Raw genomic sequence first — 26264 nt, 5'->3', positions numbered from 1 at the left:
AGGCCGTTCGACGTCTTCGCTGTGGCGGCACAGGCGGCGGATTTCGGATCCGCCGCAGAGGGGATCGACCGTACGCCCACGCCTCTTCGCCGCACAGCTCATCGAAGGAAGGACGTGACCGCGGACTGGTCTATGGGCCGTCAGGCCCGCAGACCAACGTAACGAAATGGCCGGTCAGCGGCAAATCCTGCTCCACGGACGTACCCGGGTTTCCGCCGCTGACCGGGGGATAGTACGAGCGTCTAGCAATCTCGGTGCGGCGTACTCACGGGCGCCGGACGGTGCGCGTCACGGTGAACTTCGGGGTGCGCCGGAGCTGGTCGGTGGGGCCGACCAGACGGCTCATCTCGGCCCGGTGGCCGAGGCTCGAGTTGTACACCGTGAACAGCTCCCCGTCCGGTCGGAGCAGACGCGCGGCGGCCTCGAACAGGCGGGTCGCGGCGCCGGTGTGCACGCTGGCGCCGAGGTGGAACGGCGGATTCAAGAGCACCGTGTCGAAGCTCCCCGCGGCGAGCGCCGAACCCGCGTCGTCGTGCGTGACCTCGACCCGGCCGGCCACGCCGTTCGCCGACGCGGTGTCACGGGCGGAGGCGACGGCGGCGGCCGAGCGGTCTGTGGCGACGACGCGGTCCCGCGGGTGGGCGAGCGCCCAGGACACGGCGAGCGCTCCGGTCCCGCAGCCGAGGTCGAGCACGCGGCGTCCGCCGTTCACAACTCCGGAAGAACGGCTGCTCTCGCCGCCGTTCCGCTCGTTCTCGGCGCGTGTCACCTCTGTTCTCCTGAGTTGTGAACCGCCGAGATCGAGCACCTCGAGCAGGACCCGGGTGCCGATATCGAGGCGGGACCCGGCGAAGGCGCCGCCGTGGGCCACGAGGACGAGGTCGCCGTGCCGCGCGGTGACCGGGAACGGCGGCGACTCGGGCACCGGGAGCGGCTCGGAGGCGACGAGCAGCCGCGACTTCCGCTCGGCGCGCTGCGCCTGTACCCGGGCGAAGCTCCGCCCCAGTACCTCGTTCTGCGCCAGAGTCATGTGCTTCACCCGACCGCCGGCGACGAGCACCGCGTCAGGCGCAGCCCAGCGGGCGACCGCATCCGCGATCTCCTCCAGTTCGGCGAGGGCCTTCGGGAGCTGCAGCAGCACCAGTTGCGCACCGGCGAGCAGGCTCTCGTCGAGTTCGTGCGGGGTGAACCCACCGATCCCGAGCTCCTCCGCATTGCGGGCGAGCGCGCGGCGTCCGGTCGCGAGATCCTGGTGCACACGGATCCCGCGCCGCCCGGCCGCCGTGAGAGCGAGCGTGATCGCGCCGTACTCGTCTCCGATCACGACCGTCCCGGACCCTGGCACGTCGAGGGCGAGCGCCCGTTCCACGAGCAGCAGATCGGTCGCATCGTGGGCCTGGAGGTTGTCCGCCTCGACGTCGGGCCAGCGACGCAGACGACTGTAGGGGAACTCCGGCACCAGCCCACTGTACGCGGCCGCCTCACCCTCTCCCCGTCCACAGCTTCGGAGCTGACGGCCGGCACGCCGCCCGGACCGCCCGTCAGGCGGCGTGTCGACCGAGATCTCCGAAGCTGTGCCTGCCCGCGAAGGAGAGGGTTGACACGGAACCGGGTCCCATGGTTACTTAGTCAAGTAAGTAACCCAGCAACCACGGAGGACTCGTGATCGAAGAAGGCAAGCCGCTCTTCCTCCAGATCGCCGAGCAGATCGAGGACTCCATCCTCGACGGCTCGCTGGCCGAGGAGGCGCAGGCCCCTTCGACGAACGAGCTCGCCGCGTTCTACCGCATCAACCCCGCCACCGCTGCGAAGGGAGTCGCCATGCTCACCGACAAGGGAGTGCTCCATAAGCGCCGAGGCATCGGCATGTTCGTCTCGGAAGGCGCCAGGGAACTGCTCCTCGGCGAGCGCCGCGCGGCCTTCGCCGACCGCTACATCGACCCGCTCCTCGCGGAGGCCCGCACGCTGGGTCTCGGCGCGGAAGACCTCGCGGACCTGCTCCGGCAGCGCACCGCATCCGCCCCCACCCCAGAAGGGAAGAACCCCGCATGACCGCCGTCATCGAGGTGCAGAACCTCACCAAGCGCTACAAGGAGAAGAGGGCGCTCGACAACGTGTCGCTCTCGCTCGAGGGAGGCTCGATCTACGGGCTCCTCGGCCGCAACGGTGCCGGGAAGACGACACTCATGTCGATCCTCACGGCGCAGAACTTCGAGTCCTCCGGCACTGTGAAGGTGTTCGGCGAGCACCCGTACGAGAACGCCCACGTGCTCGGCCGGATCTGCTTCGTCCGGGAGAGCCAGAAGTACCCGGACGACGCGACCCCGCGGCACGCGTTCGCCGCCGCGCGCCTGTTCTTCCCGCACTGGGACCAGGACCTCGCGGACGAGCTCATCGCGGAGTTCCAGCTGCCGATGAAGCAGACCATCAAGAAGCTCTCCCGCGGGCAGCTCTCCGCGGTCGGCGTCATCATCGGCCTGGCTTCGCGCGCCGAGATCACGTTCTTCGACGAGCCCTACCTGGGGCTCGACGCCGTCGCCCGACAGATCTTCTACGACCGGCTCGTGGAGGACTACGCGGAGCACCCGCGCACGATCATCCTCTCCTCGCACCTGATCGACGAGGTCGCGAACCTCATCGAGAAGGTCATCGTGATCGACAACGGCCAGATCCTCCTGAACGAGGACACCGATGCCGTCCGCGACCGCGCCGTGACCGTCGTCGGCGACGCCGCCAAGGTCGACGCCTGGACCGCCGGCCGCGAGGTGCTGCACCGGGATGAGCTCGGCCGCGTCGCCTCGGTCACCGTGCTCGGCACCCTCACCGCCGACGACCGCGCCGATGTGCGGGCCGCGGGTCTCGACCTCGCCCCCGTCTCGCTGCAGCAGCTCATCGTCCGCCTCACCCAGAAGGCCGAGAGCCGCGGCGCCACGAGAGCCGATGCCACCACGGAAGGAGTCCGCTGATGCGACGCACACTCAACGTCATCCGGCTGCAGCTCATCAACCGGCAGACCTTCGTCTGGGTCCCCCTGATCATCCTCGGCTCCGCCGTCGTGATCTCGGTCCTCATCTACGCGATGATCCCGGGCGATGCCCCCAAATACGGCGGAGGCGGCCAGGCGCCGCTGTGGTACTTCTTCGCGATCGGTCTGTCGGCCATGACGCTGACCTTCCCGTTCTCGCAGGCCATGAGCGTCACCCGGCGCGAGTTCTTCATCGGGACGCTGCTGACCGCGATCCTCGGGAGTGCACTGCTCGGGGTGCTGTTCCTCCTGGGCGGTGCGATCGAGCTCGCCACCAACGGCTACGGCGTGAACGGCTGGGTCTTCCACCTGCCGTGGCTGTGGGAGGCCGGCCCGCTCGGCGCCTTCGTCGTCTACTTCACGCTCGCCCTGTTCTTCTTCGTGGTCGGGTTCACCGGTGCGACGATCTACAAGAGCTGGGGTCCGATGGTCCTCACCATCGTCGGCGTCGCCCTGGCGCTCCTCCTCGTGGGGGTCGTGTACCTGGTGACACGGCTCGAGCTGTGGGGCGACGTGTGGCTCGGCATCCTCGACCTCGGCGCCGTGGGCCTCGCGCTCTGGGGGCTCGTGGTCGTGGCCGTCCTCAGCGTCATCTCGTTCCTCGCGTTCCGTCGGGCCACGCCCTGACGTAAGGATCCGAATCCGCTGATGCCGCGGCTGCGCACCCCGCGCGGTCGCGGCATCCGCGTCCTACCGCCTCTACCCGGCGGCCCGAGCCGGGGCAACCCGGTGGCCGCAGGCGGCCCTCGGCCCTATCCTCGCCAGAGAGGACCACCCGACCGCCGCGAGGAGAGGATGACGTGACGCCTGACCTTTCCCGCCTGCGCGTCCGCGAGCGCCGCTCGTACCTCGCCCGCACCATTCGCGAGGCGGTCCGACCCGCCCGCCTGCTCCTCGTCGTCAAGACGGCGCTCGCCGTGGGGCTCGCGTGGACCATCGCGCCGCACATGCCGGGAGTCACCGACGAGTATCCGTACTACGCACCCCTCGGCGCGCTCGTGAGCATGTATCCGACGCTCATGGGGTCCATGCGGTCGAGCCTGCAGACCCTGTTCGGCCTGGCCACCGGTATCGGTCTGGCTGCGGTGATCGTGCTCACCGTCGGACCGACGTGGTGGACGATCCCCCTCGTCGTCGGCCTCGGCGTCCTCGTCTCCGGCACCGGCTGGTTCGGCGTCGGCAAGGAGTACGTCCCGATGGCGGCGCTGTTCGTGCTCATCATCGGCGGTCAGAACGCGGACGACTACTCCGTCGGCTACCTGGCCCAGATGGGGGTCGGAGTCGTGATCGGCCTGGTGGTGAACCTTCTCTTCGCGCCCGCACCGCTCATCGGGTCGGCAGAGGCGCGGGTGGACGAGTTCCGCCGACAGCTCGCGGGACACCTGCACGACATCGGCTCCGCGGTCTCCGAATCCTGGCCGCCGGAGACCGCGCAGTGGGCGGACGATGCCGCCGCGCTCGCCGAGACCACAGCGGACCTCCGTGCGGCCCTGGCCGAAGCCGACGAGAGCGTGCGCTACAACCCCCGAGCGCGCCGTCGGCACGCGGGAACCGCCCACATCCACGAGCAGCTCTCCACCCTGGACCGGATCGCGCACCTCATCCGCGACATCGCCGACGCCACGGCCGACACGATCTGGGAGCGCCCCGCCGGCATGCCCCTGGACCCCGCGCTGCCCGAGCCGTTGTCCGCGGCCTGCCACGCCGTCGCCGACGTCATCGCCGAGGACGACCCCGCCTCGAGCGCGGCGCACCGCCGTCGCGGGGAGGCCGCGCGGGCGATCCGGCTCCTGCTGGAGCGCGTCGACGACCGCACGTTCGACGTCCGCAGCTCGATGGGACCGGGCGTGCTGACGGCGATGCACCTCCGCCGCATCCTCATCCTCAGCGGCGAGCGCCCCGACGACGACGAGGAGTGACTCAGATGGTGTCGTCGGCGACGACGATGTCCATCTGCCAGTAACGGCCGGTCGGGTCGGTGTCGTCGTGCGCGGCGTCGGCGGCGGAGAGCACGTCGTTGATGTTGTGCATCACGTCGTCGAACTCGGCCTCCGTGAGGCGGATGGTGCGCTGCACGAATGACGCGTGCACCTCGGCCGTGCGGCCGGAAACGTACTCCGGCGTCCAGGCCATCACCCGCCGCACGAGGTCCTGGTGGTCTTCGGCGAGCGCCGCCACGACGGCCCCGCCGAGCGCCTCGTCGGGCACGGGGTTCTCCGGACCGCCGACGTTGAGGGCCCCTTTGCGGCCCGTCCACACGCGGTCGCGGCGGTCTCTGGCCTGCTCCGGCGCCTCCTCGATGAGCCCCGCCTCGGCGAGCACTCGCAGGTGGAAGCTGGCGCTGTTGGCGGGCACATCGAGCTCGCCCGCGATGTCCGCCGCGCGCAGGAATCCCCGCCGGGCGATGAGACGCAGGATCTGCCGGCGCAACGGGTGCGAGTAGGCCTTGAGCATGGCCGACGTCATGAAGGCGGCGTCCTCCCGGGAGGTCGTTTCCGCGTCGTCGGCCATTCCCCGATCCTAGTCACGCATTTCCGCACGAATAGTTGCGCAATTAGTCTTGCGCAACTATCGTCGAGCCATGACGATGACGCCCACCCCCCACCGCCTGTCGCGGAACACGCGTTACCTCACCTGGCTCATCAGCGACACGAGCAAGGGACTCGCGTCCGCCCTGTTCGGTTTCGCCGTCCCGCTCCTCGCCCTCATCGTCACGAACGATCCCGCGCAGGCCGGCATCATCGCGGGGGCGGGGATGGTCGCGCGGGTGCTGCTCACCCTCGTGGGCGGGATCCTCGCTGACCGGCACCGGCGCATCGTGCTCATGCTCGTCGGTTCGCTCCTGGGCGTCGTGCTGGCCGGGGCTTTCACGCTCCTTGCTCTCAGCGGCTCCCTCACCTTCGCGACCCTCCTCGTGATCGACGTGCTGTTGGCCGCACGGAGCGGCCTCTTCGACGTCGCCGGCGAGAGCGCATTGAAGGAGATCGTCCCGGACGACGCGATGGGGCGGGCGCAGGCCGCGAACCAGGGGCGCGACGCCGCCCTCCAGCTCGCGGGCGGGCCCCTGGGCGGGCTGTTGCTCGGCGTGGGCGGCTGGCTCGTCGGTGCCGTCATGACCCTCTGCCACCTCGTCGCGGCCCTGACCGCCGGGTTGCTCGGCCGTCAGACCAGGCGAGCGGGCATCGCCGACACCGGTGCCGAGGAGGACGCGGACCTCGACGCGCCCACCACCCGCCCGAACGCCTGGCGGGAGTTCCGGGAGGGATTCGGCTGGCTGCTGTCCCGCCCCGACCTCGGCGGCGTCATGCTCATCATGACGATCATCAACCTCGGCTTCAACGCCGCGATCACCACCGTCGTCTACGCCCTGCAGCAGGCGGGGCACTCCGAACTGCTCATCGGCACGGTCAGCGCGGCGATCGGCGCCGTGATGCTCGTCGGCGCGGTCGTCGCCCCGTTCCTCGTGCCCCGGATCCCGGCGGGGGTGCTGACGATCGGCGGACTCACGGTCGTCGCCCTCTGCGCCGTGGTGCTGTCGTTCGTGTCCGCGCCGTGGGCCGTCGCGGTCGTCCTCGGTGCCTCGGTGCTCCTCCTCCCCGCCCTGAACGCGGGGATGATGGGCTACTTCATGGTGGCCACGCCCTCCCGACTGCTGGGGCGCGCGAACAGCGCCATCGGCGTGCTTGCGATGGGAGCCATGCCGCTCGCCCCCCTCATCGCCGGCTTCGGCCTCGCGTGGGCGGGACGCCAGGGCACGATCCTGATCTGCGCAGCCCTGTGCGTGCTGGCCGCCGCCCTCGCGATCGGGAATCGCGCCCTCCGCAGCCTCCCCGTCGAGTCTCGGTGGGCCGCGCACGCCGCCCAGTACGAGGCGGACTGAGGCGGAGACAGTGCGCTAGGGCGCGACCGCCAGCACGGTGATCCCCGCCGCCGCGGAGGCTACGGCGAGCACCAGCGCGATCGCGATGAGGATGACGTGCACGCGGAGGAACGGGGTGGCCTTGCCGTTGTCGTCCCTGGCGCGCGGATCGTTCGCGACCCGCTTGTAGAACCGCGGCCAGACGAGCACGTTGAAGCCGGCATTGAGGAACAGCACGACGACGAGAGCGATCACCCCTCCACGGTATCGAGGGTGTCGTCGCCCCACGGATTCGGGCGTCGGAATTCTTGGACCGCGACATGTATCACCGAGCCCTTGCCGTGCTCCTGGTAGGTGTGATCACAATGGGCTTCATGATCGACGGTGCCCCCGGCGCCGCCTTCGATCCGGCATCCGACGACGGGCGCGCACGCTGGGAACGTGCCGCGGACCTGTTCGATGCGTGGCGCGATGGCGACGGCCGCTCGATGGACGACCTGGTGCGGCTGATGACGCCGGTGCTGTGGCACGTCGTGCGCGCCTACGGCCTCGAACGCACCCTCGCGGAAGACGTCGTGCAGACGACCTGGCTCCAGCTCGTGCGCGGCCACGGTGCCATCGCCGACCCGCGGGCCGTCTCCGCGTGGCTCACGACCACCGCCCGCCGCGAGGCCTGGAAGGTCGGCAAGGCGAACGGTCGCGTCGACACCGCGGAATCCGACGACCTGGACGCCCTGCTTCCGGAGCAGGCGTCCGCCGAGGAGCACGCCACGCTGGACGACGAGAACCGACGGCTCTGGGCCGCGGTACGCCGCCTCGCCGAGCGCTGCCAGCGTCTCCTCCGGGTGATCGCCTTCGAGGACCGCCCTGACTACGCGCGCCTCGCCCGCGACCTGTCCATGCCGGTCGGCAGCATCGGGCCGACCCGCAGCCGCTGCCTCGCGAAGCTCCGCGACCTCCTCGACGCCCCGGCCCGTCGGACGGAGGGACGATCATGAGCGATGAGGACGACGCCCGGCTCTTCGCCCGCCTGCGCAGCCTCTGGGGAGAGGTCGATCCGGTCCCTGCCGGGCTGATCGACCGGATGGTCGCCGCGGTCGCGGCGGACGGGCTCAACCGCGAGTACGCGCTGCTCACTCTCGTGGAGGGCCAGCTCGGCACGGTCCGCGGCGAGACCGACGCCCTCACCCTGCAGTTCAGCGACGGCAGCACGAGCATCCTCCTCCACGTCACGACGACCGCGTCCGGGCGACGGCGGATCGACGGCTGGGTGGACACCGCCGCTGCGGAGATCGTGTTGCTGCAGGGCGAGCGCGAGCGCCGCACGACCCCGGCGGAGACCGGCCGTTTCGTGTTCGACGAGGTGCCGTCGGGGCTCAGCCGCGTGCGCCTGACCGCGACGGTCGGCGACGAGACCCGCACCCTGGAGACCCCGCAGTTCGAGTTGTGACCCCGCATCGCCGGCGCCGTCGCCGTCGATGCCCACGGAGAGGATGACCGATGGAGCAGCCCCAGGGATGGACCTGGCAGGACCGCGCGGAGGGATCGATCCGCCGCGGGACCGCCCTCGACCCCAGCACCGAACCGGTGGACGGGATCCGAGCGTTCCCCACCGCGTACCTGCCGGAGCGCCTGCTGATCACGCGTGCCCTCGACGAGCAGGAGGCGTACGACCGCGAGCTGCGCGCCCTGAGGGATGCCGCCGACTCCTTCGGCTGGCGGCTGGAGTTGGAGTCGCCGGAGCGCGAGATCGGGAACGGCGAGCTCGTGCCGGGTGTCGCGGGGTTCCTGCGGGCGCGCTTGACCACGCCGGATGAGCCGACCAGGGGCGAGTCCCCCGTGGCACCCGATGCCTGGCGGGTGCTGCAACGCGCGCGTCGTTTGTCGCGCTCGACGATGCCGCGGACCAGCCTCGAGCACGTGCTCTCGATCGATCCGGTCGGACTCAACCCGTTCACCCGGACGAACCCGTTCACCCGGACCAACCCGTTCACCCGGACGAACCCCGTCCGCGGTGCGGCACCCGGCGGAGGCGGCAGCGACGACTACCTGGAGCCCGGACGCGGGGCGCGGCAGCCGGTCACCTGGCTCGGTCCCGCCCCGGCCCGCGCCGCCGCTCCGAAGCGCGGACGACGGCCGGTCGTGGCCATCCTCGACACCGGGTGCGGGGAGCACGCCTGGCTGCCGTCCGACATCGTCACCCGGCACGTGGAGCTCGACGGCGTCCCCGTGGGCTTCACGGACGACGCCGACCCCGAGCGCTACCCCGACCTCTACGGGCAGCTCGACGGCGAGATCGACGCGGTGGCCGGGCACGGCACCTTCATCGCGGGCCTCGTGCGTCAGGCCGCTCCGGACGCCGACATCCTGTCGATCCGTGTCGCCGGCGCGCTCGGGGTGGTGGACGAGAGCACGCTCCTCGAGACCGTGGCGCAGGTCGTGGAGCTGCTCCGGCGGCATCGGGAGGATCCGACGACGGGCTTCCCGATCGACGTGCTGAACCTCTCCCTCAGCTACTACCACGAGACCCCGACCGACGGGCTCTTCAGCACGACGCTGTACGAGCTGCTCGCGAAGGCCAGGGAACTCGGCTGCGTGGTCGTCTGCTCGGCCGGCAACGACGCGATCGACCGCCCCTCCTTCCCCGCGTCGCTGTGGCCGTGGCCCGGCGCCGACAACGGGCTGCGGTCCGACGACGGGGCTCCGCACGTCTCCGTCGGCGCCCTGAACCCGTCGGCGCACTCCGTGGCCCTGTTCTCGAACGTCGGCCCGTGGGTGCAGGTGTACGCCCCGGGCGCCGCGGTGGTCAGCACCTCGCCGGCCTTCGTCGGCGGCGCGCAGGCCGCGACCCGCGCAGACGTCGACGGGCTGCCGCGCGAGACGCTCGACCCGGACGACTACCGAGGCGGCTTCGCGGTGTGGAGCGGCACCTCCTTCGCGGCTCCGTACATCGCCGGACGGGTCGCCGCCCAGCTCGGCGCCGTCCCCGCCCAGGGCGTGAAGCCCGCCGTCGCCGCGAAGGCCGTCGCCGCCGTCCTGACGTCGCTGCCGACGCCGCACGAGAGGTCCTGACGCCTCTCACCCTTCCGCACGACCACCCCGGCACGGCATCCTGGACGGATGCCCCTGTCCGCGAGCGCGCTGCACCGACGCGGCGTCGAGGCGGCCAACGCCCGGCAGTTCACCCGCGCCCGGCGGGAGCTGGAGAAAGCCGCCGCCCGCACGGACGACGTCGACCTCCGCGCGCGGATCGACGGCACGACGGCGTATGTGCTCGCGCAGACCGGTGAGCCCGCGGCGGCGGAGGCGCTGTGCCGGGAGGCCCTGGCCAGGGACGGACTGCAGGCCGAGACGGTCGCCCTCCTCGGCGGGCAGCTCGGCGCCCTCCTCATGCACGGCGGACGGATGGAGGAGGCCGAGGCGAGCCTGACCGCCGCGATCGACGCCCTCACCGCTGCCGGTGCCGAGACGCCGGCCCTCGCGAACTGTCTGATGAACCGGTCGGTGGTGCGGATGCAGCGCCATCGTCTGGACACCTGCATGGCCGACCTCCGGCGCGCGATCGGGATCTACGAGGCGCACGACGAACGGGACTCCCTCGCCGAGGCCACGCACAACCTCGGCTATGCCGCGCTGCTCGGCGGTGACCTCGTGTCGGCGCTGCGCCTGATGGCCGCATCCCGGCCGACGTTCGCGGCCACCAGCGCCCTGGCCACCGCCATCAGCGACCTCGACCGCGCCGAGGTGCTCCGCGACGCGGGCCTGACGACCGAGGCGGAGGCGCTGCTCGGCCGCGTGGCCGTACAGTTCGGTGCGCAGCGGATGCGCCAGGCCCGTGGTGAGGCCGAATTCCACCTCGCCCGTTCGCTCGTCCGGCACGACCCTCGAGCGGCCGAGCGCGCCGCCCGCACCGCCGCCCGACGCTTCACCGCCCTCGGCAGCAGCGGCTGGGCGGCCAGAGCCGCCGCGGTGGAGCTGGAGGCGCGGCAGCGGATCCGGCCCGACCGCCCCCTCGATGCGGACGCGTGGGAACGCGTGGCGCAGGAGCTCGACCGGAGCGGCTTCCGCACCGAAGCCACGGCCCTGCGGCTGAGCGCCCGCCGCGACGGCACCGGCCGCCTCCCCGCGTCCCCGCTTCGGCCCCGACGCCGCTGCGGCTCCGTGCGCAGGAGGTCCGCGCGGCCCGCGCCGCCGGACGCGGCCGTGACGGGGAGGCGCTGCGCGCCGCGGCCGCCGGGCTCGACCTGCTGTCGGCGTGGCAGCGGTCGTTCGGCGCCCTCGACCTGCAGGCCTCCGTCGCCATGCACGCCAGCGACCTCGTGTTCACCGGGCTCGCCGCCGCCGTCCGCCGCCGCGACCCTGCGACGCTCTTCGAGTGGTCCGAGCGCGCCCGGCACCTCAGCCAACAGGTCGCCCCCGTCCGCCCCCCGCACGACGACGCCCTCGCCGCCGACCTCGCAGAACTGCGGATGCTGCGCGCCGACCTCGCGGGGGCGGACTGGACGACCGACCCCACCGTCCGCGCGCTCCGCGACCGGGTGCGGGAGCGGCAGTGGTCCGCCACCGGCTCGGGAGCGACGAGGGAGCGCCGGACGCTCGCCGAGACCTCCGCGCTCCTGCCGTCCGATACGGCGGTGCTGGCCTACGTCTACACCGGCACCGGCCTGCACGGGGTGGTGGTGCGGCCGGACGGCGCGACCGTCGTCGACCTGTCGTGGTCGCGGGTACGGACCGCTCTCGACGGCCTGCGCGCCGACCTCGACATGGCCGCGCTCACGCGGGGCGGCGCGATGGGGCCGGTGACCGCGCGCGCTCTGACGGCACGCCTCGCAGTCCTGGACGACGAGTTGCTCGGGCCGATGCGCCGGGCCGCCGCGGGCGCCGAGCGGTTGGTCGTCACCGTTCCCGGAATCCTCGGCGGGGTGCCGTGGGCCATGCTCCCCGGCATGCACGGCGTGCCGTTCACCCTCGCGACCTCGGTCTCGCGCTGGTTTCACGGCACGACGGCCGCCGCCTCCACCCCGAGCGTGGGCTTCGCGGCGGGACCACGGGTACCGCGGGCGGCGGAAGAGGTCCGGCACGCGGCGGATTCATGGACGACGCGGGGGGCGACCCGCCTGCTGCAGGGCACCGAGGCGACCGTGACCGCCGCCACGGCACTGGCCGCTTCCGTCGATGTGCTCCACATCGCTGCGCACGGACGCCATGCGGTCGACAATCCTCTGTTCTCCGGCTTCGAGCTCGCCGACGGGGTGCTCTTCGGCTACGACGTCGACCTCATCCCCCGGGTGCCGCGGACCGTGATCCTCTCGGCGTGCGAGCTGGGGCGCTCCTCCGTGCGCTGGGGAGAGGAGGCCCTGGGCATGACGCGGGTCTGGCTGCACGCGGGCGCGGACTCGGTGATCGCGGCCCCGGTCACGGTGCCGGACGACGACGCCTGCGAGCTCCTCACCGCGGTCCATGACGGCCTCTCGACCGGTGCTTCTCCCGCCGACGCCCTGGCGAGCGCCGCGCTGACGACGGGGGTTTCCGCCCCATTCCAGTGTCACGGCAACGGATTCTGACTTTTTTGCCGGACGGAGGTATCAGAATCGCACCCACCCTCTCCTGTTCTTCGGAAGGTGTCGAGCGACAGGCCTCGAAGGGAGAGGCCCGAGGGAGGCGCCGTCGGTTCTGGGGAAACGCCGCTGGGGAGCGGGAAGACGAGACGGACACCATCTGCTCGGGAGCGTCGCGGTATGCAGCCGCGACGCTCTCGCAGGGCCTCGGCGATCTGGGGACGCCGAGGCCCTCGGGGTGTCCGCGGGCGGCCGGAGCGCCTCAGGCGAGGAGGACGCTGTACCCCGCGGCGCGCAGCGCATCGACCGCGGCGCCGTCGGCTCCTCGATCCGTGATGACGGTGGCGAAGAGCTCCGACCCGCCGACCGTGGAGAACGCCTCGACCCTGAGCTTGCTGCCGTCGGTCACGACGACGGCGCGCCGCGCACGCTCCGCCATCATCCGGTTCACCGCCGCCTCGCGCTCGTCCTGCGTGGTCGCCCCGGCTGCCGCGTCCATCCCGTTCACACCGATGAAGGCGAGGTCCAGCCGCACCCCGCGGAGCAGCTGCTCGACGAACGGGCCCACGAGCTCGTACGTGCGCGAGTGGATGACACCGCCCGTGACGACCACCTTGATCTCCGGCCGGGTGGCGAGCTGCGCGGCGATGTTCACGGCGTTCGTGACCACCGTGATCCCGCCCTCCGCTGCCAGGTCCTCGCGGGCGGCGAGCGCGGCCGCGATGGCCGTGGTCGTCGTGCCGCCGGAGAGGCCGACCACCATACCGGGGGTGACGAGCGCCGCCGCGGTCTGTGCGATGCTCTCCTTCTCGTGCGTGCGGAGATGGCTCTTGTAGCGGAGGGGCAGTTCGTAGGCGACGGTCTGCGCCACGGCGCCGCCGTGCGTGCGGGTGAGCAGCCGCTGCTCGGCGAGGGAGTCGAGGTCGCGGCGGGTGGTGGCCGGAGAGGCTCCGAACCGCTCCACCAGCTCCTCCACCGTCACCTCCCCGTCCGCCGCGAGGAGGTCGAGGATCGCGTGCAGTCGGGCCGCGCGCTTCACCGGTCGTCGTTTCGCGTCGAGGTCGCAGCTGTGCCGGGAACCTCTGCGACCGGAGCGGGATTCTGCGACGGAAGCAGGGCGAACAGTCGCAGCATCCGGGCGGCCTCGTCCGCGAGGGCGGCGCGGGCGGGAGCGAGGTACTTGCGGGAGTCGACGAGACGCTCGTCGGCGGCGAGTACCTCGCGGACCGCGCGCGTGAAGAAGCCGTTGAGGTGGGTGGAGACGTTGACCTTCGTCATCCCGGCGCGCACGGCGTCGGCGATCACGGCGTCGGCAACCCCGGAGGAGCCGTGCAGCACGAGTGGCACGTCGATCCCGTCGGAGGCGGCACCGCGGAGGGCCGCCCGCAGGCGGGCGATGAGGTCGAGGTCGAGGGAGGCGGTGCGGTCGGTCATGGCGTGCGACGACCCCACGGCCACGGCGAGCGCGTCCACCCCGGTCGCGGCGACGAACGCCCGCGCCTCGACCGGATCGGTGCGCACGCCGGGGGCATGGGCGCCGTCCTTCCCGCCCACCTCGCCGAGCTCGCCCTCCACGTAGACCCCTGCCGCGCGCGCCCGGGCGGCGACCTCGGCGGTCACCGCCACGTTCTCGTCGTAGGGCAGCGCGCCGCCGTCGAACATGACCGAGCCGAAGCCGAGGGCCACCGCCTCGTCGACGAGCTCCGGTCGCTCCGCGTGGTCGAGGTGCACCGCCACCGGGGTCTCCGCGCGTCGTGCCGCGGCGAGCGTCGCGAGGGCGATCGGCTCCAGACCGCCGTGATAGTCGGCGCAGTTCTGCGAGATCTGCAGGATCACGGGGAGCTGTGCGAGTGCGGAGGCCCGCACGAGGCCCTCCGCGGTCTCCAGGTGGATGACGTTGAAGGCACCGATGCCGGTGCCGGCGGTGGCAGCTGCGGAGACGAGCTCCCGGGCGGAGACGAGGGTCACGAAGGGTCCTTCCGGAAAGAGGCGGGGTCGGGGCGGGACACGCGGAGCTGCTCCTCGAGCGCGCGCCAGCGGGGAGAGATGTCGCCGGCGAGCGGCATGAGCACGGCGGCCGCCGACCACGCGGTAGCGCGACGGAGGATGACCTCGGGATCACGCTCGCCCTCCGCGGAGAGCACGGCGCAGGCCGCGACCGCGGCGTCTCCCGCACCGGTCGGGTTGCCGGAGAGCGGCTCGTCGAGTCGGGCGTGCAGGAGATCGGTCGCGGTCACCGCGAGCATGCCGTCGGCCCCGAGCGACAGGAGCACGAGCTCGGCGCCCCGGGCCAGCAGCGACCGGGCCCCCTCGACGGGGTCGTCGATGCCGGTGGCCTCGGCGAGCTCCGCGGCATTGGGCTTGAGCACGGTGGCTCCGGCGTCGGCGGCGCGCAGGAGGGCCGGGCCTGAGGTGTCCACGATCACCGGGACCCGGGCGCCGGCGCCCACCGCGACGAGCATCGGCACGAGCGATTCCGGCGCTCCCGGGGGGAGGCTCCCGGAGACGACGAGGACCCCGGCGCCGGGAAGCCGGTCGACGATCTCCGCGAGAAGCCCGCCCCACTCGGCATCGGTGGGGTTCACCCCTCGTTCGTTGACGATCGTGGTGTCGCCCGCGGCCTCGTCGACGAGGGCGATGCTGCGACGGGTGTCGGCCGCGACGGGCACGAGCACATGGGGCACGCCGCTGGCCGTGAGCTCCGCGGCGAACTCCGCGCCGACCGGACCGCCGGCCGTGGTCAGCACGAGGACGGACGCCCCCTCGGCGTGCGCGACCCTGGCGACGTTGAGGCCCTTGCCGCCGGCGCGGGACGCCCCGGTCTCGGCACGGTGCGTCCCGCCTGCGACGAGGCGATCGACCCGCCAGGTGAGGTCCAGGGCCGGGTTCGGGGTGACGGTGAGGATCATGCGAGCTCCCTGGCGCGGAGGGCGGCGCCGATCAGGCCCGCGTTGCCGGACAGCTCGGCGGGGACGAGCGCGGGCAGGCGGTGGAAGCTGAGACGCGCCGCGAGACGGGTCCGCAGCTCGTCGAAGAGCGCGCCGCCCGCCCGCGACAGTCCGCCGCCGATCACCACGGCCTCGGGGGCGACCACGGCGGTCAGCTGCGCGAGCGACAGGGTGAGCGCGTCCAGCGCCGAGTCCCAGATGTCGGCGGCGACCCGGTCCCCGGCGGCCGCGCGGGCGATGACGTCCTTGGCACCGTCCGGGGTCGTCCCCGTGGCCTCCCGGTAGCGGCGCGCGATGGCGCCCGCCGAGGCCACGGCCTCCAGACAGCCACGGGCACCGCACGGGCACACCGGTCCGTCGGCGATCGGGGAGTGCCCGATCTCGCCGGCGTAGCCTCCGGCCGTGTAGGGGTGGCCGCCGACGAGCAGGGCCCCCGCGATCCCGGTGCCGATCACGAGGATCACCGCGTCGTCGTAGGCCCGCGCGCCGCCCAGCTCGTGCTCGGCCCAACTCGCGGCGCGCACGTCGTGGTCGAACGCGACGGGGAGGCCGAGACGCTCGGCGGCGAGCGCGCGCAGCGGTGCGTCCCGCCAGCCCATGTTGCTCGCGAACACGCCGATCCCGGCGGCCGCGTCGACGATCCCCGGCACAACGAGCCCGGCGGCGCGCGGCGTCACGTCGGGATGCTCATCGCGGAGCTGCGCGGCGAGCACCTGCAGCCGGTCGAGCAGCGCGGGGGTGCGGTCGCCGTCGGCCGTGGGGGTGGGCGTGCGGCGGAGACCGAGCGCCCGCCCGTCCGCATCGAACAGCGCCGACTTGATGTCCGTCCCTCCGACGTCGAAGGCCAGGACGGGCGACCCGGCGCCGAGCGTGCGCACCGCGGCGAGCTTCTCGCCGGCCTCGTCCCTCGCGACGTCGGGGATCGCGTCCGCGGCGTCGTTCGGGGTCATCGCTCGGCTCCGGGGCTCGCTGGCGTCATGCATCCAGGATGACGGATCGCGTGAGGTTGCGCGGCTGGTCGGGGTCGAGCCCGCGGGCCACGGCACGGTCGAGGGCTGTCCGGTGCAGGCGCACGAGGTCGGCGAGCGGGTCGATCGCGCGGTGCTCGAAACGGGCGCCCGTGGCGCGCACCTCCGCGGCCAGTCCTTCCGGTGCCTCTCCGAACTGCCACGTCACCCGGCCCGGGGCGGCGATGGCGATCGGACCGTGACGGTAGTCCATCGACGGATACGCCTCGGTCCACGACTGCGACGACTCGCGCAGCTTCAGCGCGGCCTCGTGGGCCAGGCCGATCGTCCACCCCCGCCCGAGGAACGTGTACTGCTCGGCATCGCGCAGCTCGATGTCGTCCCCGTCTTCGGCGAGCACGGCCGTCGCGTCGGCGATGGCTCCGGAGAGGTCCTCACCCAGCGACGCCCGGAAGAGTGCGAGCGCCGTCGTGGCGAAGCGCGTCTGGACGACGGACTGCTCGTCGGCGAACGGCAGCAGCACCGCGTCGTCGACGAGGGAGACGAGCGGGGAGTCGGGGTCGCCGATCACGCCGATCGTGCGGGTGCGCCCCTTGATGCGGTCGACCAGCTCCAGCACCTCGGTCGTGGTGCCGGAGCGGGTGAGGGCGACGACGGCGTCGTAGCCGCGGTCGACGAAGGCCTCGGAGGCCGCGAACGCGTCGGTCTCGCCGTGGCCGGACGACTCGCGCAGCGCGGCGTAGGACTGCGCCATGAACCACGAGGTGCCGCAGCCGACGACCGCGACCCGTGCACCCCGGGCCGGCAGCAGAGCCTGCTCGGCGGTGAGTTCGGCGGCGGTGGCCCACATCTCCGGCTGGGAACGGAGCTCTGCGCGCATGTGTGCGCCGGGCAGCGAAGCGGTCATGAAGAGGCCTTTCGGACGAGTTGTTGCGTACTTGTGATTGTTTCGGGCGTCATCCGATCATAGTATTTCGTCCCAGGAGAGCAACATCTTGATTTGTTTGTTTGCCTGACAAATAATCAGGACGAGTTCCCCCGAGCCCCCGCTCGGACGATCACGACCGCGCAGGCGGCGCGATCATCACGCACCGTCGCGTGGAGTGTTCTGCGACTGTGCACCACCCCCCTCTCCAGAGAGCGGATCCCGCCCGCTGGAGCAGCACCCACAGTGAGGAATGCAATGCCCATGAACAAGTCACGGCGATACGGGGCCGCAGCGGTCGCGGCCGTCGCCACGCTGTCGCTCGCATCCTGCGGTTTCGGTGGATCGGGAGGAGACAGCGGCGGCGGCGACGACGCCAGTACGCTCGACCTGCTCGTCCCCAGCTACTCCGACGCCACGAAGGGTCTCTGGGAAGACGTCATCGACGGGTTCACCGAGAAGAACCCCGACATCAAGGTCAACCTCGAGGTGCAGTCGTGGGACAACCTCGAGAAGGTCATCTCCACGAAGGTCCAGGCCGGCGAGGCGCCCGACATCTACAACGGCGGTCCCTTCGCGGGCTTCGTCGAGGACGAGCTGCTCTACCCCGTCGAGGAGGTCGTGTCCGACGACGTCTACTCCGACTTCCAGGACTCCTTCCTCGCCAACGCCGAGGTCGACGGCACCGCCTACGCGCTGCCGATGATCGCCTCCGCGCGCGCCCTGTTCGTCAACAACGACCTCCTCTCCCAGGCGGGCGTCGAGGCGCCGACCGACTGGGACTCCCTGCTCGACGCGGCGACCAAGGTGTCCGGGCTCGGCGGCGGCGTCGCGGGCTACGGCATGCCGCTCGGCTCGGAGGAGGCACAGGCCGAGGCCGCCGTGTGGCTCTGGGGCGGCGGCGGATCCTTCGGCGACGCATCGGAGATCACCATCGACACCCCGGAGAACCTCGTCGGCGCCGAGCAGATCAAGAAGATGATCGACGCCGGGGCGACCCAGGCCGACCCCGGCTCCACGCAGCGCTCCCCGCTGATGGACATCTTCATCCAGGGCAAGATCGGCATGCAGGTCGGCCTGCCGCCGACGGTCGGTCAGATCGCCGAGAACAACCCGGAGCTCGACTACTCCATCGTCCCGATCCCGACGAAGGACGGCTCGCCGTTCACCCTCGGCGTCATGGACCAGCTGATGGCGTTCGAGAACGACGGCGACAAGCAGGAGGCGATCACGAAGTTCCTCGACTACTTCTACTCGCCCGAGGTCTACGTGCCGTGGGTGCAGGCGGAGGGCTTCCTCCCCGTCACGAAGTCCGGCGCCGAGGAGCTGTCCGGCGAGGAGGCCCTCAAGCCGTTCCTCGACGTGCTGCCCGACGCGCAGTTCTACCCGTCGACCAACCCGAAGTGGTCGGCCGCGGACGGCGCCTTCAAGTCGCTGTTCGGACAGATCCAGGACCAGCCGGCTGCCGATGTGCTGAAGCAGATCCAGGACCAGGTGGACGCGGGCTGACCCGCGGAACGGAGAGGTTCGGGAATCCCCCATGAGCCAGACGACAGAATCCTCGAACCTCGCGGGGGCGGCCACCGGCCGCCCCCGCACCCCGGACGCCGGGACGGCCGTGCGCGGTCGCCCCGGCGGGCGGGACCTCCTCCAGGCGCTGCCGTGGATCGCTCCCGCGCTGGTGCTCATCATCGGCGTGGTGCTGTTCCCCGCCGGCGTCATGTTCTTCAACTCCACGCGGGACATCTCGCTCTCGGGTCTGGACAAGGGCTCGGTCGGCTTCGACAACTTCGTGACCGTCTTCACGTTCCCGGAGTTCTGGCCGATCTTCGTCCGCACGATCGTCTGGGTCGTGTCGGTGGTGCTGTTCACGGTCGTGATCTCGCTCGGCCTCGCGCAGATCCTCAACAAGGCGTTCCCGGGGCGCCAGCTCGTGCGGATGGCGGTCATCGTGCCGTGGGCCGCGTCCGTGGTGATGACCACGATGGTCTTCTACTACAGCCTCGAGCCGTACTTCGGGGTCTTCAACAAGTTCCTCTACGACATCGGGCTCTCCGACGACGCGGTGGGCTACGGCTGGACGAAGAACCCGACGACGGCGTTCGCCTGGTCGATCGTCATCGCGGTGTTCGTGTCGCTGCCCTTCACCACCTACACGATCCTCGCGGGGCTCCAGGCGGTCCCCGCCGACGCGATCGAGGCCGCGAAGATGGACGGCGCCGGCGCCGCCCGCACCTACTGGTCGATCATCCTGCCGCAGCTGCGCAGCGCCCTCGCCGTGGCGATCCTCATCAACATCATCAACGTCTTCAACTCGCTGCCGATCCTCAAGGTGATGACCGGGTCCATCCCGGGCTACGGCGCCGACACGATCATGACCCTGATCTTCAAGTACATCGAGCTGCAGAAGAAGGTCGACGTCGCGAGCGCGCTGTCGGTCGTCGCCTTCCTCATCGTGATCGCGATCGTCGCGGCCTACGTCAAGATCGTCAAGCCCATGAAGGAGGTCTGATCATGACCGTGACCGAGACCGCTCTCGTGACCACCGCCGACTCCCGCGGACGACGCACCCCGCCGATCCCCGGCCGTCGGCGCCGCTACACCGCCGACCAGGTGACTCTGCCCCGGGTGATCCTGCGCACCGCCGCCGGATTCCTCGTGCTCGCGATCTTCGTGCTGCCGTACCTCATCATGTTCTTCGGTTCGGTGAAGACGAAGGCGCAGATCCGCTCGGTCGACCCGACCTACCTCCCGGTGGAGTGGCACTGGGAGAACTACCTCACGATGTGGTCGACGCCCGAGACGCCGCTGCCGTACAACCTCGTCTCGACGATCGTCATCTCCGTGTTCGCGACCCTCCTCGTGCTGCTCGTGTCGCTCCCCGCGGCCTACTACACGGCCCGGTTCCGGTTCCCCGGGCGCATGGTGTTCCTGTTCCTCGTGATCGTGACCCAGATGCTGCAGCCGGCCGTGCTCACCTCGGGCCTGTTCCGGCAGTTCACCGTCCTCGGCCTCGGCGACACCTGGACCGCGATGATCTTCATCAACGCGGCCTTCAACCTCTCGTTCGCGGTGTGGATCATGCACTCGTTCTTCGCCGGCATCCCGAAGGAGGTCGACGAGGCCGCGCAGATCGACGGCGCCGGGCGCCTCACGGTCCTGTTCCGGATCAACCTCCCGCTCGTCTGGCCGGGCATCGTCACCGCGATCGTGTTCACGTTCGTGGCCTGCTGGAACGAGTTCGCCGCCTCGCTGGTGATCCTGTCGACGGACCAGAACCAGCCGCTGTCGGTCGCGCTCACGAAGTTCGTCGGTCAGTACGAGACGAGCTGGCAGTACGTGTTCGGCGTCTCGATCGTCGCGATCCTGCCCGTCATCATCCTGTTCATGCTCATCGAGAAGCGTCTCGTCGGCGGCCTCACCGCCGGCAGCGTGAAGTAACCCACCCGGCTTCCGGTCCACCCCCCGGGTTCCCGTCCGGCACACCTGCACGACCGCGGCGCGCGTGCAGGGGTTCCGGACGGATCCGGTCATGCGAACGTACCCGGGTCGTGCAGCCGGAACATCCGTCGGCAGAGGTCAGGGGCGGGGGCCGCCGGCGCGGAGCTGCTCGGGGCTCCATCGCACGCCGAGGACCGCGGTGAGGGCGGCCTGCGCGGCCCCGGCGGAAGGAGCGACGCGGGGATCGGCATACCGGATCGGCACGTCGGCGGTGCCGCGGGCGGGATAGCCGCTCTCGGCGCGGACACGCTCCAGGAACCGGGGACCGAGCTCCGTCGCGGGACCGCCGATGACGACCTCGATCGGATCGAGCAGCGCCCCGATGAGCTTGATGGCACGGGCCAGGGCCCGCGCGCCGTCGTCGATCAGCGTCTGATCCGCACGGGAGACGAGGGTGCGGACGGCCGGCACGTCCAGCGCGTCCGAGAACTCCTCCCCCAGCATCGGTCCCATCGCGGCCGCCGACTCCAGACAGCCGCGGCGTCCGCAGCGGCACGGACGCGCGGCCTCGCCGAACACCACCTGCACATGCCCGATCTCCCCCGCACGGTCGCGGGGCCCCGGCGCGAGCTCCCCGTCGAGGGTGACCGCGGCGCCGATGCCTCCGCCGCTGTGGATGAACAGCCGGTAACCCGAGGGTGCGGCGTCCAGACCGGCCTCCGCGATGGCCTCGGCGTCGACGTCGTTGACGAGGAGGACCGGGACGCCCGCAATGGTCTCGAAGCGCTCGGCCAGCGGCACCTCGTGCCACTCCAGCTGCACGCTCTCCAGCACCGTGCGCCCGTCGGTCGTCCCCGGGACCTGCACGCCGACCGCGAGCAGCCGCGCGCCGTAGGCGGCCACCACCTCGGCGACGGTCTCGTCCAGCACCCGGTCGCGGGTCTGCGTCGTGTAGGAGACGCTGCGGCGGGCGACCTCGGAGCCGTCGAGGGCGACGAGCGCCAGGTACGCACTGGTCGGCTGCACGACGAGCACGAGGATCAGATGATGCTCCGCGTCGATGCTGAGCGTGGTCGCGCGTTTGCCCCCCGTGCTCACCGCCTGCTCGCCCTCCGCGATGAGCCGGTGCTCGATGAGTTCCGCGACGAGGGACGACGCGGTCGCCGCTGTGAGGCCGGTCGCCCGCGCGATCCCTGCGCGCGTCTGCGAACCGGACGCCTGGAAGACGAGTTGGAGCGCCCGACGCAGGTTCGCTCGCCGAACCGCCGCCTGGGTGTCCAGTGCGTCGTCGTGGGTGAACATCTGCGAGTTCCTTCTCGGGGCCGAGGTCCGTCGATTGACAGCGCGCGTACCGCTCCGTACGCTCGGTCCGTTAGTTTATTCATTGAACTTAGTCAGCCCGAGCGTCGATCGGGAGGAGCATCATGCGCTACCCCCAGATCCTAGAGCGCGCCGCCGATCGGACACGAGACGCGCAGACGTCGTCCAACGGCCACGCTCGCGGCATCCGGGAACGCAACCGCGCCCTCGTCCTGCGCACGCTCATGGAGCAGTCGGCTCTCAGCCGCGCGGAACTCTCCCGGCTCACCGGTCTCGCCCGCCCCACCGTGTCGGACGTCGTGCGCGATCTGCTCGCCGACGGCGTGATCAGGGAGAGCGGACCCAGTCAGGAGTCCCGGCCGGGAAAGCCCGCCGTGATGCTCGAGTTCGACCAGCGCGCCGTGCAGGTCATCGCGCTCGACCTCTCCGTGCCCGGTGAGGTCATCGGGGCGCTGGCCTCGCCCGACGGCCGCCTCTCGCACCGCCTCCACCGGCCGCGCACCCCGGACGCCGCGGAAGCCGTCGCCGGGCTCGTCGCGGAGCTGCGGAGCCTCGCCGACGGTCCCGCGCTCGGCATCGGCATCGGTGTGCCCACCGGCTCCTCCGCGCTGCTCGGTCTCGGGCCACGACTCGCGGAGATCCTCGACGCCCCCGTTCACCTCTTCGACGACGCCGATCTCGTGGCCGATGCCGAGCAGCGGTTCGGCTCCGTCGGCACCGACTTCCTCCTCGTCCGCCTCGGCACCCGCATCGGCACCGCGATCCGCGTCGTCGGCGACGACGGCGCCCCGGTCGAACGATCCATCGGTGCCCGCGAGCTCGCGCACGTCGGTGCCGGCGGCGACCCCGGCGAGGCCTGCCTGTGCGGCTGCGAGGGCTGCGTCCACGCGTGGGCCGCGGCTCCCGCCATCGCCCGGCGCCTGGACGCCTCGGGAGCGGACCGCCCGCAGGTGCTCGCCGCCGCGGGTGCGCGGCTCGGCACGTCGCTCTCGGTCATCGCCGCCGCCGTCGACCTGCCGACGATCGTGCTGAGCGGTCCCGACGAGATCGTCGGAGCCGCACTGGTCGACGCGACGGCCACCGCGGTCCGAGCCGCCTCGCACCCCTCTCTCGGGCCCACCGTGGTGCCGAGCGCGGTCGACGACGCCGTCCTGCTGGGTGCGGCGACCCGCGTGGTGGCCGCCGAGTTCAGCCCGCGCTGACGGACGCGCCCGTCATCCGTCCCCTCCCGCCCGGAAGGGATGGGAGACTCGATCCCGCGAGGCGGCCGTCCGTCGTCTCGATCCGTCCTGGGAGGGAATCCGCATGAAGGCACTCGTGATCGGCGCGACCGGCAGCATCGGCGGGGTCGTCGCCGCCACCCTCGACGTCCGCGGACACGAGGTCGTGCGGGCGTCCCGCTCCGGCGAGCAGAGCGTGGACGTGACCGATCCCGCCTCCATCCGCAGCCTCTTCGAGCGGGTCGGCCCGGTCGATGCCGTCGTGGTCGCCGTGGGTTCCGTGCCCTTCAAGCCGCTCACCGATCTCGACCGCGACGACTACCTGTCCGCCTTCACCGGGAAGACCCTCGCGCAGCTCGACGTCGTGCGGATCGCCCTCGACCACGTGACCGACGGCGGCTCGATCACCCTCACCAGCGGCGTGCTCGCGCGAGAGCCGATCGCGTCGGGAGCGGCGGCGGCGATGGCCAACGGCGCCCTGGAGTCGTTCGTGATCACGGCGGCAGCCGAGGCCCCGCGGGGGATCCGCATCAACGCGGTCTCCCCCGACGTGCTGGCGAACTCCCCCGGGTACTTCTCGACCTTCCCCGGCCACCGCCCGGTCACCGACGACGAGGTCGGCCAGGCGTACGTGCGCGCGGTCGAGGGCATCGTCACGGGGCGGGTGCTCACCGTCTGATGGCGCTCTCTCTCACTCCCGTCCCCGCGCTGTCCACCGAGCGACTGGACCTCGTGCCGCTCGGACCCGAGCATCTCGACGGCACCTGGGCGGCGCTGCAGGAGCCCGAGGTGCTGCGGTTGACCGGCACCCACGCGCGCTTCACGCGCGAGGGCGTGGAGACCTGGCTCCGGTCGCTCGCCGACCGGGAGGACCGGGCGGATTGGGCGATCCTCCGTCGCGACGACGGCGCGCACATCGGCGAGGTGGTCCTCAGCGACCTGGACGAGGAGAACCTCTCCGCAGGGTTCCGCATCGCGCTCGCGGGTCCGCGGTGGTTCGGCGCCGGATACGGGACGGAGGCCACGCGCGCGGTGCTCCGTCACGCCTTCGACGCGGTGGGGCTGCATCGTGTGGAGCTCGAGGTGTACGCGTTCAACCCGCGGGCACAGCGCGCCTACGAGAAGGCCGGGTTCGTCGTCGAAGGCCGGCGCCGGGAGGCGCTGCGCTGGGACGGCGAATGGGTCGACGCGATCGTCATGGGCATGCTCGCGGACGGGTGACTGCCGCCGAACGGCGGTGAGCGCAAGGGGGAGGCGGAGCACAGGTCCGTGTCGGAGGATGAGGGTATGACCGACGCGCCGCTGTCCTCCCGTCCCTGGCTCCGCTCCTATGCCGAGGGCGTGCCGGCCGACATCGAGGAGCCGACGCAGACGCTGCCGGAGATGCTGGCCGCCGGCATCCGGCAGTACGCGCGGCGGCCCGCCCTCGAGTTCTTCGGCGCCGTCACGAGCTACCGGGACCTCGGTGAGCAGATCGACCGCGCTGCGGAAGGACTCCGCCACCTCGGGGTCACGAAGGGCGACCGGGTGGCGCTGGTGCTGCCGAACTGCCCGCAGCATGTCGTCGCCTTCTACGCGGTCCTGCGTCTCGGCGCGATCGTCGTCGAGCACAACCCGCTCTACACGGCGCGAGAGCTGCGCCACCAGTTCGAGGACCACGGGGCCCGGGTCGCGATCGTGTGGGACAAGGTCGCCGACACCGTGGCGGGATTCCCGGACGATCTCCGGGTCGACCACATCGTGAGCGTCGACCTCACGGCGGCGATGCCCCTGTCGAAGCGCCTCCTGCTGCGACTCCCGGTCCCGAAGGCCCGGGCGTCCCGGGCGAAGCTGACCGGCACGCCGCGCGCGCGGCACCTGACGCCGTGGAAGAAGCTCGTGTCCCACCGGCGGCTTCCCCGACGGACGCCCGCGCCGTCGCTCGGCGACACCGCCGTCCTGCAGTACACGAGCGGCACGACAGGGATTCCCAAGGGGGCCATCCTCACCCATGCGAACCTGCGGGCCAACGCGATGCAGGGGCGGGCCTGGGTGCCCGGGCTCCGCGACGGCGAGGAGACCTTCTACGCCGTGCTTCCGCTCTTCCACGCGTACGGCCTCACCCTGTGCCTCACGTTCGCCCTGAGCATCGGGGCCAAGGTCGTGCTGTTCCCGACGTTCGACCTGGGCCTCGTGACCGACGCCGCCCGCACGAGCCCGCCGACCTTCCTCCCCGCCGTCCCGCCGATCTACGATCAGCTGGCGCGGGCGGCGGGACGCGGCACCGTCGACCTGGCGAGCGTCCGGTTCGCGATCTCCGGGGCCATGAGCCTCCCCGTCGAGACCGTGCGGCGCTGGGAGGAGGCGACCGGGGGGCTGCTCGTCGAAGGCTATGGGATGACCGAGGCCTCCCCCGTCGCGCTCGGCAACCCGATGGGTCCGACCCGGCGGCCCGGCACGGTGGGAGTGCCGTTCCCGAGCACCGAGATCCGCGTCGTCGATCCCGACGACCCCGACGCCGACGTGCCCACGGGCGAGCCCGGCGAGCTGCTGCTGCGCGGACCGCAGGTTTTCCAGGGCTACTGGGGTCGGCCGGGGGAGACGGCCGAGGCCCTGTTGCCGGACGGCTGGCTCCGTACCGGCGACATCGCGGAGGTCTCACCGGACGGATTCGTCACCATCGTCGACCGCCGGAAGGAGCTCATCATCACCGGCGGCTTCAACGTCGCGCCCAGCGAGGTGGAGAACGCGCTCGAAGCCCACCCGGACGTCGTGGCGGCGGCCGTCGTCGGGCTGCCCCGGTCGAGCGGCGGCGAAGAGGTCGCGGCGGCCGTGGTGCTCCGTGAGGGCGCCGCCGAGGACATGGAGGGGCTCCGCGACTTCTGCCGTACGCGGCTGACCGCCTACAAGGTGCCGCGGCACATCACCGCCGTCGACGACCTCCCGCGGTCGCTCATCGGCAAGGTGCTGCGGCGCGAGGTGCGCGATCGGCTGCTCGCGGCGCGCGGGGCCTGACGAGCG

The 26264-nt window shown here is 71.8% G+C and carries 26 protein-coding genes; 16 read left to right on the top strand and 10 right to left on the bottom strand.

What is annotated here, in order from left to right; translation table 11 throughout:
* Positions 1-265 precede the first annotated feature (265 nt).
* A complete protein-coding gene (locus MICNX66_RS00655) occupies positions 266-1459 on the bottom strand; it encodes a class I SAM-dependent methyltransferase (RefSeq protein WP_187662890.1) in 1194 nt (397 codons plus the stop codon).
* 203 nt (positions 1460-1662) lie between these two features.
* On the opposite strand from MICNX66_RS00655, the gene MICNX66_RS00650 reads away from it, so the two are divergent.
* From MICNX66_RS00650 to MICNX66_RS00635, 4 genes are all read left to right on the top strand, one after another.
* Positions 1663-2052 carry a GntR family transcriptional regulator gene (locus MICNX66_RS00650; RefSeq protein ID WP_187662889.1) on the top strand — a complete coding sequence of 130 codons (390 nt, stop codon included), beginning with the start codon at positions 1663-1665 and terminating at the stop codon, positions 2050-2052.
* Complete coding sequence (locus tag MICNX66_RS00645; RefSeq protein WP_187662888.1) at positions 2049-2966, top strand: ABC transporter ATP-binding protein; 918 nt, start codon at positions 2049-2051, stop codon at positions 2964-2966. Before MICNX66_RS00650 ends, MICNX66_RS00645 begins: the two co-directional genes overlap by 4 nt.
* A complete protein-coding gene (locus MICNX66_RS00640; protein WP_187662887.1) occupies positions 2966-3652 on the top strand; it encodes a hypothetical protein in 687 nt (228 codons plus the stop codon). The genes MICNX66_RS00645 and MICNX66_RS00640 overlap by 1 nt, the downstream gene beginning before the upstream one ends.
* 173 nt (positions 3653-3825) lie before the next feature.
* Positions 3826-4944 (top strand): FUSC family protein, encoded by a 1119-nt coding sequence (locus MICNX66_RS00635; RefSeq protein ID WP_187662886.1) that lies wholly within the window; start codon positions 3826-3828, stop codon positions 4942-4944.
* A gap of 1 nt (position 4945) precedes the next feature.
* Here the strand turns inward: MICNX66_RS00635 and MICNX66_RS00630 are convergent, their stop codons facing one another.
* The gene (locus MICNX66_RS00630) at positions 4946-5536 is read right to left on the bottom strand and encodes an ArsR/SmtB family transcription factor (RefSeq protein WP_187662885.1); all 591 of its coding nucleotides are present in this window, start codon (positions 5534-5536) and stop codon (positions 4946-4948) included.
* A gap of 70 nt (positions 5537-5606) precedes the next feature.
* Between MICNX66_RS00630 and MICNX66_RS00625 the strand changes: the two genes are divergently transcribed.
* On the top strand, positions 5607-6905 hold the full coding sequence (locus MICNX66_RS00625) for an MFS transporter (protein WP_187662884.1): 1299 nt from the start codon (positions 5607-5609) through the stop codon (positions 6903-6905).
* A gap of 15 nt (positions 6906-6920) precedes the next feature.
* On the opposite strand, the gene MICNX66_RS00620 is transcribed toward MICNX66_RS00625, so the two are convergent.
* Entirely contained in the window at positions 6921-7139 is a 219-nt protein-coding gene (locus MICNX66_RS00620; protein ID WP_187662883.1) for an SCO4848 family membrane protein, read from the bottom strand.
* A gap of 119 nt (positions 7140-7258) precedes the next feature.
* Between MICNX66_RS00620 and MICNX66_RS00615 the strand changes: the two genes are divergently transcribed.
* The 3 genes from MICNX66_RS00615 to MICNX66_RS00605 are packed head-to-tail and all read left to right on the top strand — an operon-like array spanning position 7259 to position 9956.
* Positions 7259-7882: an RNA polymerase sigma factor gene (locus MICNX66_RS00615; protein ID WP_232089144.1), complete on the top strand. Its 624-nt coding sequence runs from the start codon at positions 7259-7261 to the stop codon at positions 7880-7882.
* A complete protein-coding gene (locus MICNX66_RS00610; protein ID WP_187662881.1) occupies positions 7879-8334 on the top strand; it encodes a hypothetical protein in 456 nt (151 codons plus the stop codon). The genes MICNX66_RS00615 and MICNX66_RS00610 overlap by 4 nt, the downstream gene beginning before the upstream one ends.
* A gap of 50 nt (positions 8335-8384) precedes the next feature.
* On the top strand, positions 8385-9956 hold the full coding sequence (locus MICNX66_RS00605; protein ID WP_187662880.1) for a S8 family peptidase: 1572 nt from the start codon (positions 8385-8387) through the stop codon (positions 9954-9956).
* 6 nt (positions 9957-9962) lie between these two features.
* Here MICNX66_RS00605 and MICNX66_RS16825 read toward each other — a convergent pair whose 3' ends face one another.
* Entirely contained in the window at positions 9963-10763 is an 801-nt protein-coding gene (locus MICNX66_RS16825) for a hypothetical protein (protein WP_232089143.1), read from the bottom strand.
* A gap of 146 nt (positions 10764-10909) precedes the next feature.
* On the opposite strand from MICNX66_RS16825, the gene MICNX66_RS16820 reads away from it, so the two are divergent.
* Complete coding sequence (locus tag MICNX66_RS16820) at positions 10910-12448, top strand: CHAT domain-containing protein (RefSeq protein ID WP_232089142.1); 1539 nt, start codon at positions 10910-10912, stop codon at positions 12446-12448.
* Positions 12449-12704: 256 nt separating this feature from the next.
* Here MICNX66_RS16820 and MICNX66_RS00595 read toward each other — a convergent pair whose 3' ends face one another.
* The 5 genes from MICNX66_RS00595 to MICNX66_RS00575 are packed head-to-tail and all read right to left on the bottom strand — an operon-like array spanning position 12705 to position 17265.
* Positions 12705-13481 (bottom strand): DeoR/GlpR family DNA-binding transcription regulator, encoded by a 777-nt coding sequence (locus MICNX66_RS00595; protein ID WP_187662879.1) that lies wholly within the window; start codon positions 13479-13481, stop codon positions 12705-12707.
* Positions 13478-14410 (bottom strand): class II fructose-bisphosphate aldolase, encoded by a 933-nt coding sequence (locus MICNX66_RS00590; protein WP_187662878.1) that lies wholly within the window; start codon positions 14408-14410, stop codon positions 13478-13480. The genes MICNX66_RS00595 and MICNX66_RS00590 overlap by 4 nt, the downstream gene beginning before the upstream one ends.
* Entirely contained in the window at positions 14407-15351 is a 945-nt protein-coding gene (locus tag MICNX66_RS00585) for a 1-phosphofructokinase family hexose kinase (protein WP_187662877.1), read from the bottom strand. Before MICNX66_RS00585 ends, MICNX66_RS00590 begins: the two co-directional genes overlap by 4 nt.
* On the bottom strand, positions 15348-16340 hold the full coding sequence (locus tag MICNX66_RS00580; RefSeq protein ID WP_187662876.1) for an ROK family protein: 993 nt from the start codon (positions 16338-16340) through the stop codon (positions 15348-15350). Before MICNX66_RS00580 ends, MICNX66_RS00585 begins: the two co-directional genes overlap by 4 nt.
* A 25-nt stretch (positions 16341-16365) precedes the next feature.
* The gene (locus MICNX66_RS00575) at positions 16366-17265 is read right to left on the bottom strand and encodes an SIS domain-containing protein (protein WP_187662875.1); all 900 of its coding nucleotides are present in this window, start codon (positions 17263-17265) and stop codon (positions 16366-16368) included.
* 276 nt (positions 17266-17541) lie between these two features.
* Here MICNX66_RS00575 and MICNX66_RS00570 point away from each other — a divergent pair, with 276 nt between their 5' ends.
* The 3 genes from MICNX66_RS00570 to MICNX66_RS00560 are packed head-to-tail and all read left to right on the top strand — an operon-like array spanning position 17542 to position 20724.
* Positions 17542-18792, top strand: coding sequence for an extracellular solute-binding protein (locus MICNX66_RS00570; protein WP_232089141.1), 1251 nt, complete (start codon positions 17542-17544; stop codon positions 18790-18792).
* Between the two features lie 31 nt (positions 18793-18823).
* Positions 18824-19795, top strand: a complete 972-nt coding sequence (locus tag MICNX66_RS00565; RefSeq protein ID WP_187662874.1) for a carbohydrate ABC transporter permease — start codon at positions 18824-18826, stop codon at positions 19793-19795.
* A gap of 2 nt (positions 19796-19797) precedes the next feature.
* Entirely contained in the window at positions 19798-20724 is a 927-nt protein-coding gene (locus MICNX66_RS00560) for a carbohydrate ABC transporter permease (protein ID WP_187662873.1), read from the top strand.
* Between the two features lie 138 nt (positions 20725-20862).
* On the opposite strand, the gene MICNX66_RS00555 is transcribed toward MICNX66_RS00560, so the two are convergent.
* The gene (locus MICNX66_RS00555) at positions 20863-22026 is read right to left on the bottom strand and encodes an ROK family protein (RefSeq protein ID WP_187662872.1); all 1164 of its coding nucleotides are present in this window, start codon (positions 22024-22026) and stop codon (positions 20863-20865) included.
* A gap of 122 nt (positions 22027-22148) precedes the next feature.
* Here MICNX66_RS00555 and MICNX66_RS00550 point away from each other — a divergent pair, with 122 nt between their 5' ends.
* The 4 genes from MICNX66_RS00550 (at position 22149) to MICNX66_RS00535 (ending at position 26258) form a co-directional block, all read left to right on the top strand.
* On the top strand, positions 22149-23246 hold the full coding sequence (locus tag MICNX66_RS00550) for an ROK family transcriptional regulator (protein WP_187662871.1): 1098 nt from the start codon (positions 22149-22151) through the stop codon (positions 23244-23246).
* Between the two features lie 103 nt (positions 23247-23349).
* Positions 23350-23943, top strand: a complete 594-nt coding sequence (locus MICNX66_RS00545) for a short chain dehydrogenase (RefSeq protein WP_187662870.1) — start codon at positions 23350-23352, stop codon at positions 23941-23943.
* Positions 23943-24485, top strand: a complete 543-nt coding sequence (locus MICNX66_RS00540) for a GNAT family N-acetyltransferase (protein WP_187662869.1) — start codon at positions 23943-23945, stop codon at positions 24483-24485. Before MICNX66_RS00545 ends, MICNX66_RS00540 begins: the two co-directional genes overlap by 1 nt.
* A gap of 66 nt (positions 24486-24551) precedes the next feature.
* Complete coding sequence (locus MICNX66_RS00535) at positions 24552-26258, top strand: long-chain-fatty-acid--CoA ligase (protein ID WP_187662868.1); 1707 nt, start codon at positions 24552-24554, stop codon at positions 26256-26258.
* Positions 26259-26264 lie beyond the last annotated feature (6 nt).

This window comes from Microbacterium sp. Nx66 (genome assembly GCF_904066215.1).
GTDB lineage: Bacteria > Actinomycetota > Actinomycetes > Actinomycetales > Microbacteriaceae > Microbacterium > Microbacterium meiriae.
The sequence above is the reverse complement of the archived record's forward strand: the minus strand, read 5'-3'. Positions and strand labels throughout refer to the sequence as shown.